Source organism: Desulfosarcina alkanivorans (genome assembly GCF_009688945.1).
GTDB classification, from domain to species: Bacteria; Desulfobacterota; Desulfobacteria; order Desulfobacterales; family Desulfosarcinaceae; genus Desulfosarcina; species Desulfosarcina alkanivorans.
Genome location: NZ_AP021874.1, coordinates 5,809,492 through 5,823,356 on the forward strand (window position 1 = coordinate 5,809,492; position 13,865 = coordinate 5,823,356).

A 13,865-nucleotide genomic window follows, 5' to 3' on the forward strand; every position below is an offset into this window, starting at 1 on the left:
TGCCCGTCCGATGAAATCATTTGAAGCCCTGTTTGCCGAACTCAAGGAGAAAGCTGCGTCCAAGGACCCCCATTCGGGAACGGTTCGGCAGCTGGAAAAAGGGATCCACGCCATTGGCAAAAAGGTGATCGAGGAGGCCTGCGAGGTGTGGATGGCAGCCGAGCACGAAGGCCGTGAACATACCGCCGAAGAAATTTCCCAACTGCTCTACCATGTCCAGGTGATGATGTTGGCCTGCGATCTGGAGTTGGAGGATGTCTACCGCCACCTGTAGATTCCATCCACAAAAGGCATCTTTCGGCCCAGGCCGGCGTTCTCGCTCGGCTGAAATCCTCGACGTAGCGTCGCTACGTCTCCGGTTTCAACCTCCCTGCGGCCTTGGCCTGAACCCAAACCTACCTTCTGTGAATGGAATCTGATATTTTTTGATCGCTCACATGCCCCTAACACACCAACGCCATAGTGGATGACGTCCGCCTCGTGCCATTCCGATGACCTGAAAAGGAATTTTTGCCCATGCTGAAAATAGCCCTGCCCAACAAGGGATCCCTCTCCGAAGACGCGGTCCGGTTGATTCGGGAGGCCGGTTACAACTGCCGGCGCTACAGCCGTGAACTGATCGTTTTCGATAACGCCAATGGGGTGGAATTCGTGTTCCTGCGGCCCCGGGATATCGCCATTTATGTGAGCAACGGCATCCTGGACATGGGGGTGACCGGACGGGATCTGGCCCTGGACAGCGGAGCGGATGTCGTGGAACTGATGTCGCTGGGATTCGGCCGGTCTGATTTCCACTATGCCGGTCCCGAGGAATCGGAACTGGATCCGGATCGGTTCGCCGGCATGCGCATCGCCACCTCATACCCCCGATTGGTCCTCGAGGACCTTGAGCGCCGCGGTGTGGACGCGGACATCATCCGCCTGGACGGGGCCGTGGAAATCTCGATCCGGCTGGGGGTGGCCGACGTCATCGCCGATGTGGTCCAGACCGGACGAACCCTCAAGGCGGCCGGACTCAAGGTGCTCGGGCAGCCGTTACTGCACAGTGAGGCCATTCTGGCGGCCCGAACCCGCGACATCGGAGGCCAGAAGACGGTGCACACCTTTTTGGACCGCATCCGTGGTATCGTCGTGGCCCGGGAATATGTCATGGTGGAATACGACATTCCCGAGAACATGCTGGAGATGGCCTGCGTGGTCACCCCGGGCATCGAATCCCCCACGATTTCCCCGCTGAGCAAAAAAGGGTGGATGGCGGTCAAATCCATGTCCAAAAAACGGGACGTCAATCAGATCATGGACAGCCTCACCAAAATTGGCGCCAAGGGCATTATCATCACCGATATCCGCACCTGCCGGATATAGCGCCCGGAAAAGCATACCGTTCCATCCATCCTGCCTGGCTAACCGTCCGTATCCTGTGTTTCTGAGGCGCTGGAACCGCTGTTTTCGCTTTATAATCCGTGCATTGAACGCCGCCGGCCCTTCGCGTTCCGCCCGGGCCGTCCCGAACCGCTCGTTTTGGATTGATTGAAAAAACGGAATCGGATCTTATTTTAACCACATTGTGGTATCCGTACGGGCGGGGACCCTGCTCCGTCAGGCATCGAGGGACAATATCCGAAAGTGAAAGGTGGACCATGAACAGACGACGATCAATAGGGATGGTGACGCTGCTGATCTTGCTGATCGGGGCCCAGGCGTGCATGGCTTCGGCGGGGAAGGCAGGGGTGCAGGCCATAACCCCGCACCAGTTCAAATCCCTGCTCGACAGGCATCAGGGGAATCCCGATGTGGTGCTGCTCGACGTCCGCACCTCCCGGGAATACAATGGCGGGCACATTCAAGGCGCGCTGCTGCTGGATTATCATTCCCGCGACTTCGTGGATCGGCTCAAATCCCTGGATCGGGACAAAACCTATCTGATCTACTGCCGCAGCGGCAACCGCAGCGGAAAGAGCCTCGCCATATTCGAGACGCTGGGCTTTCGTCGCGCCTATCATCTGGCCAGTGGCATCAACGGCTGGTCGCGCGAACAATATCCGCTGGTTCAATGGTCCGGGCGGGAAAAAGAGGTGATACCTTGACCCTTGAGCGTCAAATCCGAAAAATGATCCGGCGGCGCGGGGATGCCTACCGCCCCCGAACCCGTCATCTCGACGATAAGGGGCAGGCCATCTATACCAATCGGCTGTTTCTCGAATCCAGCCCTTATCTGATCCAGCATGCGCACAACCCGGTGGATTGGTACCCCTGGGGAGATGAGGCCTTTGCCGCCGCCGGGCGCATGGACCGGCCGGTGCTGCTCTCCGTGGGGTACGCCACCTGTCACTGGTGCCACGTCATGGAGGAAGAGTCCTTCGAAGACGAGGAAATTGCCGGCTATATCAACGCCAACTACATTGCCGTCAAGGTGGATCGGGAAGAACGGCCGGACGTGGATGCGATTTACATGAGTGCCGTCCAGGCCATAACCGGCCGGGGCGGATGGCCCATGACGGTGTGGCTGACCCCGGACCGGGAGCCCTTTTACGGGGGTACCTATTTCCCGGCCCGGGACGGCGACCGCGGTTCGCCGGTGGGGTTTCTGACCCTGCTGGAGAAGATCCGCAGCAGCTACGACGACAAGCGGGAACTGGTGGACCGGTCAGCCGGTGAGCTTTCCAGGGCGGTGCGGCGGATGCTGGCGCCGGCCGCCGGCGGCCGACTGCCCATGGCAGAGGTGCTGGAACGTGCCGTCTCGTCCGGAAAGACCCGTTTCGACCCGGTGCACGGCGGGATCGCCGGTGCCCCCAAGTTTCCCAGTTCCCTGCCGATTCGCTTGCTGCTGCGGCACCATCGCCGCACCGGTGACACCCAGAGCCTGAACATGGCCGCCCTGACTCTGGAGAAGATGGCCGCCGGGGGCATGAACGACCAGGTGGGCGGCGGCTTTCACCGCTATTCAACCGATGAGCGATGGCAGGTTCCCCATTTCGAAAAGATGCTGTACGACAATGCCCTGCTGGTGCCGGCCTACATCGAGGGGTGGCAGGCCACCGGCAACGAACGGTTCCGCCAGGTGGCCATAAACACCCTGGATTATGTGGCCCGCGAGATGACTTCCCCGGAGGGGGGATTTTATTCGGCCACCGATGCGGACAGCCTGACACCATCCGGGCATCGGGAGGAGGGGTGGTTTTTCACCTGGACGGCTGAAGAACTCGACGGCGTCCTCGGGAGCGATGATGCGCGCATTGCCGCAGCGGTATACGGCGTGGCGGCCGGTGGCAATTTCGAGGGGCGCTCGGTTCTTTTCCTGCCGCGGGTGCTCGATCACCTGGCCGCGGATCTGGGCCTGTCGCCGGTTGGTCTGGCATCGGCCGTCGAACGGATCAATGCGGCATTATATGCCCATCGTCTGCAGCGTCCGGCACCGTTGCGGGATGAGAAAATCCTGGCCGCCTGGAACGGGCTGATGATTTCCGCCTTTGCCCGCTCGGGATTTGCCCTGGACGATTCGGACTACCTCGACCGCGCCGGTCGGGCGGCCGAATTTATTCTGGACCGGATGGTGGCCAACGGCAGGCTCAAACGAAGTTTCAAGGACGGCCTCGCGCGGGGAAACGGGTTCCTCGATGACCACGCCTTTGTGGCTGCCGGCCTGCTGGATCTGTTTGAAGCAACGGCCGAATTGTATTGGCTGACCCGCGCCGTCGAATTGGACCGGGTCCTTGCCGAGGATTTTGAAGACACTGAAAACGGCGGTTTTTTTATGACGGCTGACGACCATGAGGTGCTCATCGTACGCGAGAAGCCCGCCCTGGACGGCGCCCTGCCTTCGGGAAATGCCGTTGCCCTGATGAACCTGCTGCGCCTGAACGCCCTGACCCTGGACCCCTCCTATCTGAAGCGGGCAGAGCAGGGCTTTGTCGCCTTTTCGACCGTCATGGCGGCCAATCCGTCCGCTTTCGGCGAAATGCTCCTGGCTCTGGATGACTTTCTGCATCCGCCCCGGCAGGTGATTATCGTGACGCCCGCCGGTGCCGATGCCCGTCGGTTCGCCGATGGACTGAGACCCGTTTTTCTTCCCGGCAGCCCGGCCATGATCGTTACCGAATCGAAGGCGGCGCAATTGTCACGGCGATTTCCCCTGTTCAAAGAAAAACGCGCTGCCGGCGGCCAGACCACCGCCTATGTCTGCCAAAACGGGGCCTGCCAGCTGCCGGTGTCGACCGGGGACGCGCTCATGCAACAATTGAGGGCTTCATAAATGGAAACGATTGTCGCCCAGAGCGCCCTCGCCTTCGGCGCCGGTGTGATGCTCAACCTGATGCCCTGCGTGTTGCCGGTGATGCCTTTCAAAATTCAGGCGCTGCTGCGGGAAACGACCGGCACGAGGCGCTCGCGGGCCCTGGCCGCCGCTGCCCTGCTGGCCGGCAGCCTGGCCTTTTTCATTGTGCTGGGTGCCCTTACCGCCGGCTTCGGATTGATGTGGGGGCAACAGTTTCAGCATCCCTGGTTCCGGCTGCTCTTGTCCTTTTTCCTGTTTGCCGCGGCGGTCGCCACCTTCACCGGCTGGTCCTGGTGCCTGCCCCAGTTCGTATACCGGGCACCCATGAGCCGCCACCTGGGTGCATTTCTTACCGGCGCCCTGGCCGGCGTGCTTTCCACCCCCTGCTCGGGTCCGTTTCTGGGATCGGTACTGGCGTTCACCGCCACCCGATCACCGTTTGACGCCATCGTCACCTTCGGTGCCATCGGCAGCGGCCTGGCGTTTCCGTACGTGATGCTGATGCTCTGGCCCGGTCTGCTGACCCGACTGTCATTCAACAGCCGGCTGGCCGTTCATTTTAAAAACCTTCTCGGTTTCGTCCTGTTGGGCGGCGGCCTGTTTTTTGTTCAGGGATTCCTGCCCGCCGCTCTGCGACAGGCCGGTTGGATAGGGTTAATGCTGGGAGGTGGCGCATGGCTGGTGTTCCTGTTCACCGGTGGGGCGCGGGCCAGGCTGCGGCCGGTTGGGATGATGGCCCTGGCACTGGCGACCCTGACCGGTTACCAGAATATCTCCTTGCGGGATCACGGCGGGGGCATCCCCTGGCAGGTTTATTCCGACGCCCTTGTCGAACAGGCCGCCGGACAGCCGGTCCTGGTGGAGTTTACCGCCGACTGGTGCATCAATTGTAAGGCTCTGGCGCGCACCACCTTCAGGGACCGGAATCTGATCGAGGTCATCGACACCCTGGGGGTCATCCCGCTGCAGGTGGATCTGACCCGGGTGGACCAGAGACGTCGGGAAGTATTCGACCGTTTCGGCGGTCGCGCCATCCCGTACATCGTGGTATTGAACGGGCAGGGGCAGCCGGTGCATCGCCACACCGGGATGGTGGGGGCCGACACCCTGGTTGAAATGCTGAAATCGGCCGCCGGATAGGCTTTCCTCCAACGGAGATGGAACATGGCACAGACAATCGGTTATGTGGTGGCGACCGGCGAGAACGGCCGGGCAACGGTGGTCGCCGAAAAAGGCCAGGGCTGCGGCAGCTGCACGGCGGTGTCCCAATGTCACGGGGGGCGGGCCGCCCGGACCCAGAAGACGCCGGCACTCAACCGGGCCGGGGCGTCGGTGGGGGACCGGGTGACCCTCACGGTGGCATCCGGGGCCATCCTTTCCCGCATGGCCGTGCTTTACCTGGTCCCCGTGTTCGGGCTGCTGGCCGGTGCCTTTGCCGGTGCGTTCGTTTCAGGCGGCCTGGCGGAGTCGGGCAGCGGCCACAGCATTGCTTTCGGCCTCGGGGGATTTACCCTGGGTTTCGTGGTCTCCGTTTTCATATCCCGAATCTGGACGGCAAGCCGGCCCGTTCTGCCGGTGATCACCCGAATCGTCAACATCCGGTTTGGTTCTTCGCCTCACCGCCCGTCGTCGGGATGCGGCTGCGGTGGACAATAAAGCCCCCTTTGAATCTGACGACAAACAATCCCAAGGAGCGACATCATGAGCGAGCATCCCGAGCGCAAAGAGACCTTTGAATCTTTTAAAAAATCATTCTTCTACGGCAGCCGGTCGGACATGAGCTTCAAATTCCTGGCGGGGCTGTCCGACGATCAAGGAGCGGATTTTCTCCAGGGGCTGCTGGCCAGGATCGTGGACGCATACGACACCGGGGACCCGTCGCCGGTATACGCGCACATCCGCCGGGGCCAGGCGCTTGCCTACCAGCAGGAAGCCCGTGCGGTATACGATACGGGGCCCTTCACCCCCATGAGCACCCCCCTGTCCCGAGCCCGCCTGATGCTGTTGACCTCCAGCGGCCATTTTGTCAGCGGTGACGATCCCCACCCGCTCGGGGTGGAGCATATGACCCAGGCCCAGGCGGAGCAGCAGATCATGTCCTTTTTAAAAGAATCCCCCGTTTTGAGTGCCATCCCGGTAGACACCCCGGCGGTGCGGCTGGAGGTTCGCCACGGCGGATACGATGTGCGGGGCGCCAGGCGTGACCCCAACGTGAGTCTGCCGCTGCAACCGCTTCGCGAACTGTCGGAAGACGGGGTCTTCGCAGGCCTTTCCGATCCGGCATATTCCTTCGTGGGGGCATGCTCGCAGGTCCGCCTGCTGAAAAAAGACGGCCCCGCGTGGGTGCAGCGGTTCAAGCGGCAAAAGATGGATGCCGCGCTGCTGGTGCCGGTCTGACCGGTGTGCCACGTGTCCGTGGGACACGTCGCACGCCTGATGGAAGCTGCGGGAATCCCAACGGTGGTGGTGGCCGTCGCCGCCTTTGAACAGCCGTTGAAAAAGATGGCCCTTCCCCGGGTTCTGCTGACGCCCTTTCTTCTGGGACGACCGGTGGGGCCGGTGGGCGACGCCCGGATCCAGCGGGGGGTGATGCAAGCCGCGCTGAACCTGCTGGATACTGCGGATCGACCAATCATGGCGCACCATCGGCTGGCCTGACGGGAATTGGGGTCTCCCGCTGAACAAAAAAAAACTATTGTCCGGTCCCCGCATGCCGATATATTCCGTTGAATCCGGTATTCGTGTTCACCGTTACCGGTAAATTCCGTTGAAACGAAACCATCCCGGATATGGCATTGGCGACTCCCGAAAATAGCGACAATCAGCTCCGACCCGATTCCGATATTCCTTCCCGACGGACCTTGTACCGTGACTTGATCGTCAGCATCATACTTGTGGTGGTGGTTGTGTCCGTCCTGGTCGTCAGCCTGACATATGCTTACCTGTCCCACAAGGCGACGGTGCAGAGCAACGACACCCTGAAGGGATTCAGCGATTACCTGAAGGACTCGCTGGAACTTCCCATCTGGAACATCGATGAGGAGGGGGTCGACAAAATCTGTTTTTCTTTTTTCGAAAATGCCTTGGTCGAAACGCTGCGGGTAACCGATCACGAGGGACGGGTGCTTTTTGAAAAACGCCGTGACGGCCAGGTTCGAGCCGCCGAGAAAAGGGCGGTCATCATGCACGGCGAGGCCGTGGTGGGGCACCTTGAAATCGCCCTGAACTCCAAATTGTTCCATGAGCGGCAGCGCCAGCTCATGGGCCTGAGCATGGTTATTCTGGCGGCGGTCATTGTGGTGCTGGTGGTCACCCTCCGGATCGTTTTGAAGGTGTTTCTCATTTTTCCCCTGAACCAGCTGATCGAGCACACTGAGCAAATATCCCGGGGTGAATTCGATTTTGTGGATTTGCAGGCTCCTCAGCAGGAAATCCGCACCATTGTATCGCGTTTCAATACCATGGCGGAGCGGATTCAGCGCCGTCAGCAGTCCCTGAAAAAGGTGAATCGACGGCTCGAAAAGGAAATTGTGGAACACAGGGATGCGGAATCCGCCCTGCTGAGCTCCCAACAGGAGCTCGATTCGATTATCCGCTCGACGCCCGATGTGATCTACCGGCTGGACACCATGGGCCGGTTCACCTTTGTCAGCGATGCGATACGGCGCTATGGGGTGACGCCGGATGAACTGATCGGGCGATTTTTTCTGGATTACATTCATGAAGACGACAGGGCCAACGCCAGATATCGGATCAATGATCGTCGCACCGGCGGCCGAAGCACCAAGCGGCTGGCCATTCACGCCTTCGGCGATTATACCGACGACGGCAGGAGTGATCCGGAACGGGATCCCCTGTTCCTGGTGGATGCCGAGGGGCTATACGTTTCCGGCGAATCCGGTGTCAAGGTTTTTGTCGGCACCCAGGGCATCGCCAGGGACATCACCGAGCAGCGCAGGATGGAATCCGACCGCAAGGAAAGTGAAGACCGGCTCCTGCTTGCCCTGGATGTAAGCGGCGCCGGTGTCTGGCAGCTGAATTTGAAATCCGGTGCGTTCCACATTGACCAGCGCATCTATTCCCTGCTGGGATACGGCCAGTCGGATCTGGCAGAGGGCTTGACATTTATCCGGCAAAAGACCTCTGCGGAGACCTGGAAAGAAATCAAACACCGGTTCAACCAGCATGTGGCCGGCCGTTCACCGCTGTTTGACTATGAATTCAGTCTTCAGTGCATGCAGGGCCTGTGGAAATGGTTTCACACCAAAGCCAAAGTGGTCCGGTTCGACAAAGACGGCCATCCGGAAACCATGGCGGGGATCATCATCGACACCAGTGCCAAAAAAGAATCCGATGCTGAACGGGAACGCCTGGAATTAAAGCTGCAGCGGGCCCAGAAAATGGAGGCCATCGGTACCCTGGCAGGCGGTATTGCCCATGATTTCAATAATATCCTAGGCGCGATACTGGGGTATGCCCAACTCACCCAGATGCACACGGCCGGGGATTCCCGGGTGCAGGGGTATGTGGGAAACATTTTCAAGGCCAGCGAGCGGGCAAAAGGCCTGGTGGAGCAGATTCTCACCTTTACCCGGCAGGGCAAATCCCAGAAGGTGCCCTGCGATATTGCCATCGTGCTCAAGGAAGTGGTGAAACTGCTGCGCGCCTCCATTCCCTCCACGATCGACATCATACAGAAGATTCCCTCCAGCCTGGGAACCGTCATGGCTGACCAGACCCAGATTCACCAGGTGTTGATGAACCTTTGCACCAACGCGGCCCATGCCATGGAGGCACGGGGGGGGAAGTTGACCGTGACCCTGGAGGTCCATAACGTGGATGCGCTTGAAGTGACCGCCGAGGAAGATCTGGCGCCCGGTCTCTATCTTCAGCTTTCAGTGGGGGATACGGGCACCGGCATGGACAAGGAGGTATCGGACCGGATTTTCGAACCGTACTACACCACCAAGGCAGTGGGTGAGGGAACCGGTATGGGGCTGGCCACGGTGCACGGCATCGTCAACGATCATGGCGGTCGGATTTTTGTCGAGAGCGTGAAGGGCGAGGGGTCTGTTTTCAGGGTTCTTTTCCCGGTGCTGGACAATCCGGCCGAGGCGGAGACCCGGCAATCCGTCGCCTACGCGAAAGGGTCCGAGCGCATCCTTTTTGTCGACGACGAGGACCTTCTGGTGGAGGTCGGCGTGGAGATGCTTGGCGATCTCGGGTATGATGCCGTCGGCACGACACGCGCCGCCCAGGCGTTGGAAACGTTCAAGGCCCGGCCGGATGAATTCGACCTGGTGATCACGGACATGACCATGCCCGGTATGACCGGTGATCAACTGGCAGCACAGATTCTGGACCAGCGGCCCGACATTCCCGTGATCATCTGCACGGGGTTCAGCAAGCGCATGTCCTCGGAACTGGCCTCGACCTCGGGCATCCGCGCCCTGCTCATGAAGCCGGTTACCGTCCAGGAACTCTCCCGAACCATTCGTGAGGTGCTGGATGCCGACCCCGCTTCGGCATGACGGCGTCAAGGGCCTGCAATCCGGGCCACGGTCTGTCCCGATTGGGATGGTATTATTACGTCGACCCCAAGGCGGCCGCCAGGGCGTCCAGGAACTTGTGGTTGGCCTTGTGCAGGGGCAGGCGTGCCAGCGACCGAAGGGTCACCCACCGATGGCCCCGGGCGCTTCGCAAACGCACCCGGCCGGCCGCGTGCCGGCACAGGTAGACATCCCCGGTGAGCCTGAAATGGGTATAGGCATGCCGGACCCGGGTCAATTGGCGGTCCACCTTTATGGTCAGGCCGGTTTCCGCGGTGATCAGGGATTCAAAGCCAGCCGTATCGGTTTGCCTGCGATCGGCCGGAACCGCCGGGAATTCCCACAACCCGCCCAGAAATCCCTCCATCTGCCGCTGAACCACCAGCATCTTGCCCTTTTTTACGATGACACCAATGGCCAGGTATCGATGGGGGATTTTTCGGGAAGCCTCCCGTTTGGGGTAGTCCGCCGTCGTCCGGTGCCGGTTGGCCATGCACAGGTCTGAAAGCGGGCAGTTTCCGCAATCGGGGTTTTTCGGGCGGCAGACGATGGCACCCAGTTCCATGAGGGCCTGGTTGAAGTCAGCCGGTCGCTTCGGGCAGATGAGGCGACCCGCCGGCACCTTAAAAATCTTGTGGGCATTGCTGCGGTTCACCGGGGTGTCTATCTCCAACAGGCGCGCGAGCACCCGTTTGACATTGCCGTCGACCACCGGGAGCACCCGGCCGAAGGCGATGCTCTGTACGGCGGCGGCGATGTAGTCACCCACACCCGGAAGGGCTTGGAATGCCTCCGGATCATCGGGTACCCGCCCGTTGAAACGGGACACCACCTCCCCGGCTGCCCGGTGCAGGTTGCGGGCCCGTGAATAATACCCCAGCCCCTCCCACAGCTTGAGCACCTCCTGGATGTCGGCTTCGGCCAGATGACCCGGTGTGGGAAAGCGATCCAAAAAACGGAGGTAGTAGGGGATGGCGGTGGCCACCTGGGTTTGTTGAAGCATGACTTCCGAGACCCATATGGCATAGGGATCCGATGTCTCCCGCCAGGGCAGTCGCCGTCGATGGATGGCGTACCAGGCCAGCAGCTTTTTTCGAAGGGGTTTCGCTTCCATGGATTCAACGCTCCTTTTGATCAGGTATCCGGTCAGAAACCGCAGCCTGTGTTCCGCCGGTGCTGCCTTGAGAGGGTCACCGTCCTCCATTGGGAGGGGCACGCGCAGCCGCCAGCCTGGGCATGTAACATTATTTTATCGCTTCAGCCAGATGCAGGATAAAGTATGGGCGCAATGGGGCGATAATACCTCTATACGTGCCACCTTCAGCGAAACCGAAACACCAATACCGATGATCGCAACGATGACGGCTCAGAAAGACGGCCGTTTCACCAAAAGGACGGTTGGACCATGCCGGGAATAAATGCCAGGGATTTCATAGAAGAACTGCGATTCGATATCCGTGAAAAGGATATGATCAAAGCCAAGCTGGTGCTGGCCAAAATCGGTGCCGTCGACGACGGCGTCCGTAAAATGGCCCTGTTCGAGTTGAACCGGGCGGATGACATGTTTGCGATTCCGCTGATCGTCAACCTGGTGGCTGAGCACCGGGACCTGGCACAGACCTATCCCCAAATCAAGGAAATCCTGTACGCCAAATCCCTTTATCATCCGGAGATGCTGCTTTCGCTGCTCACCCGTGAGTCCAAGCGGGAGAACCGTGTGGTGCTCGTGGAGGTGGCCGGAGAAACCCGTCTGGAAGGGGCCGCCTCCCAACTCATGGGAATCCTCAACGAAGACGACGACGAGATGGTGATCAAGGCGGTGATCGCGGCCCTGGGGTTGATTGGTGAGACGGCGGCCACCACCCCCGTATCAGAATATTTATACTCGGGGAGCCTGGAACTGACCATTGCCGCCATTTATGCCCTGGGGCAGTTGGCCAGCCCCACGGCCTTCCAGCGGCTGGCGGAAAAACTGGGAGCCGATCCGGATCTGGACATCATGATAATGGATGTGTTTGCCGCCGCCCAGAGTCCCGAGGCGATCGAACGGCTCAACGAAGCCCTTTCCTCTCATTATGCCCACCTGCGCAACGCAGCCAAACAGCGTTTGCGGGACATGGGGGGCAAAGCCGTGCCCATCCTGATCAGCAACCTGGTTCACGATGACCCGGACCTGCTCATCCACACCCTCAATGCGCTCGGAGAGATCGGGGACGAAAGCGCCATCGTTCCCATCCGCAAACTGCTGCACAACGAACCCAAGGATGCCAACGTACGCTTTGCCGCCTACGAAGCCCTGGGGCTTCTCCCGGTGGAAAGGGGCGCCTTCGCCCTTGCCCAGGGGCTGAGCGATCCGGTGGGAAATGTACGGGCGGCCGCCGCCGGGGCAATCGACCGAAACTATAACACCATGCTGGCCGCCGGACTGAAAAACCTGATCCGGGCAGGTGACAGGGAGACCCGGCTGGTCGCCGAAACGGTACTGAATGCCGGCTGTGAAACCATTTTTCTGGACCTTTTGGGCGAAGCGGGATTTGAGTCCTGCGCCATGGATTTTTTGTGCCGGGAGGCCCATCCGGATATTCGCACCCATTTTGTCGGATTGATGGCCAAAAACGGGTACGACCACCTTGCGGCCGTCGTTACCGAGCAGGCAAGCAGCACAGCGGCAGCGGCCCTGAGCGTTTTTGCCGTGGACGATTCAAAGATGATCCTCAACATCTACCGCGGCATTCTTTACAGCCTGGGGTGCGAATCGAAACTTTTCGAATTCCCTGCCGAGGCATTGCAGGCAATAAAGTCAGACCCACCGGACTTAATTTTCACCGATCTGAACATGCCCCACATCAACGGCATTGAATTGATACGGGAAGTCCGTCGCCAGTTTGAGAAAACGACCCTGCCGATTGTCATGGTGACGACCCAGAACGAGACGCAAGACAACGCTGCCGCCGTCGAAGCCGGTGTCAACGCAATTGTGCACAAGCCGTTTAACGCTGAGGATTTGAGAAAGGTGCTGGCCGATTTCGGGAAATTGCCTGAATCACGGGAGGCTCGCTGTTAAATAGTGCTCATCCATGTTTCTGGACGATCACTAAATAACCCACACGGCCAGCTCGTCGGCCAGCTTGAGAACCTGGTCGCTGACCCGTCCGATGAAAAATTCATCGATAAAGGTGACCAGCCCCCTGCGGCCGACGACAACGCTCCCGAAGCTATTATTTTGGGCTTCCTGAACGATATAGGTGGCGCGGTCCCGGCCTACGGCATGAATTCTCACCGAGATCCGTTCCGGAGGGAAGCCCTCGGCCAGCAGTCGGGTGCGGGCTTCTTCCAGCTGCTCGCCAATTTCCAGATTTCCGGTGACGATTCGACTGACGCAATTGTCGATCGAGAAATAGGCATGGTCTCCGGGCCAGAACTTTTTTTTACTGTCGATAATACTGTACAGCTGCAGGTCGTGGCCCGATGCGCCGATCAGGGCACCGACGCAGACCACGCCCTTCATGGCACCGTGGGTGCCGTCAAAGGCCACCAGCAGATTTTTGGCGTCGGGCTTGCCGCCCACCACCACGATGGGAATGTGTTTGATTTTGGCCACCAGCTTCATGGCCGTGCTCTTGATCAGCCAGTCTTTGAAGCGGCTCCACCCGATGCGCCCCACGACGACGGCATGATACCCGTCGTAGGATTCCTTGACGATATCCTGGGAGATCCCCAATTTTTTGGCGGGTGTTTTGACGGTGATGGCCGATTCGGGGAAGCCCTTCTGTTTGAAATAGACCATGGCACTGTCCATGGTGCTAGAGATTTCCATTTTTTGTTCGGTGGCCCATCGTTTCAGGCCGGTCACCCTGCTTTTGTAGTGCGGGTAGGCGTCCAGATCGGAAAAAAGCTCGAACAATTGAGCCTGCACATGAAAGAGCACGATGTGGGTGCGATCCGGTGGAAAAACCCCGGCGGCATAACGAATGGCCCGCAGAGACTGTTCACTGCCGTCTACGGCGACGAGTACTTTTTGGGGGGGGACGCTTTCCGGCACG

Annotated in this window: 12 protein-coding genes; 10 read left to right on the top strand and 2 right to left on the bottom strand. The window is 59.8% G+C overall.

The window, feature by feature from the left end; all coding sequences use genetic code 11:
* The first annotated feature begins 10 nt into the window (after positions 1-10).
* From DSCA_RS25310 to DSCA_RS25350, 9 genes are all read left to right on the top strand, one after another.
* Complete coding sequence (locus DSCA_RS25310) at positions 11-274, top strand: phosphoribosyl-ATP diphosphatase (protein WP_155319092.1); 264 nt, start codon at positions 11-13, stop codon at positions 272-274.
* A gap of 242 nt (positions 275-516) precedes the next feature.
* On the top strand, positions 517-1,365 hold the full coding sequence (gene hisG / locus DSCA_RS25315) for an ATP phosphoribosyltransferase (protein WP_155319093.1): 849 nt from the start codon (positions 517-519) through the stop codon (positions 1,363-1,365).
* Between the two features lie 275 nt (positions 1,366-1,640).
* Entirely contained in the window at positions 1,641-2,087 is a 447-nt protein-coding gene (locus DSCA_RS25320) for a rhodanese-like domain-containing protein (RefSeq protein WP_155319094.1), read from the top strand.
* Positions 2,084-4,252 carry a thioredoxin domain-containing protein gene (locus tag DSCA_RS25325; RefSeq protein WP_167527951.1) on the top strand — a complete coding sequence of 723 codons (2,169 nt, stop codon included), beginning with the start codon at positions 2,084-2,086 and terminating at the stop codon, positions 4,250-4,252. Before DSCA_RS25320 ends, DSCA_RS25325 begins: the two co-directional genes overlap by 4 nt.
* Complete coding sequence (locus tag DSCA_RS25330; protein WP_155319096.1) at positions 4,253-5,413, top strand: cytochrome c biogenesis protein CcdA; 1,161 nt, start codon at positions 4,253-4,255, stop codon at positions 5,411-5,413.
* Between the two features lie 24 nt (positions 5,414-5,437).
* On the top strand, positions 5,438-5,929 hold the full coding sequence (locus tag DSCA_RS25335; RefSeq protein ID WP_155319097.1) for a SoxR reducing system RseC family protein: 492 nt from the start codon (positions 5,438-5,440) through the stop codon (positions 5,927-5,929).
* A gap of 45 nt (positions 5,930-5,974) precedes the next feature.
* Complete coding sequence (locus DSCA_RS25340; protein ID WP_155319098.1) at positions 5,975-6,670, top strand: glycine/sarcosine/betaine reductase selenoprotein B family protein; 696 nt, start codon at positions 5,975-5,977, stop codon at positions 6,668-6,670.
* A gap of 12 nt (positions 6,671-6,682) precedes the next feature.
* Complete coding sequence (locus tag DSCA_RS25345) at positions 6,683-6,931, top strand: hypothetical protein (protein ID WP_155319099.1); 249 nt, start codon at positions 6,683-6,685, stop codon at positions 6,929-6,931.
* A gap of 137 nt (positions 6,932-7,068) precedes the next feature.
* Complete coding sequence (locus DSCA_RS25350; protein ID WP_167527952.1) at positions 7,069-9,804, top strand: ATP-binding protein; 2,736 nt, start codon at positions 7,069-7,071, stop codon at positions 9,802-9,804.
* Positions 9,805-9,859: 55 nt separating this feature from the next.
* Here the strand turns inward: DSCA_RS25350 and mutY are convergent, their stop codons facing one another.
* Positions 9,860-10,936, bottom strand: coding sequence for an A/G-specific adenine glycosylase (mutY, locus tag DSCA_RS25355; protein WP_155319101.1), 1,077 nt, complete (start codon positions 10,934-10,936; stop codon positions 9,860-9,862).
* Between the two features lie 291 nt (positions 10,937-11,227).
* Between mutY and DSCA_RS25360 the strand changes: the two genes are divergently transcribed.
* A complete protein-coding gene (locus DSCA_RS25360; protein WP_155319102.1) occupies positions 11,228-12,886 on the top strand; it encodes a response regulator in 1,659 nt (552 codons plus the stop codon).
* Positions 12,887-12,916: 30 nt separating this feature from the next.
* On the opposite strand, the gene DSCA_RS25365 is transcribed toward DSCA_RS25360, so the two are convergent.
* Entirely contained in the window at positions 12,917-13,864 is a 948-nt protein-coding gene (locus tag DSCA_RS25365; RefSeq protein ID WP_167527953.1) for a universal stress protein, read from the bottom strand.
* Position 13,865 lies beyond the last annotated feature (1 nt).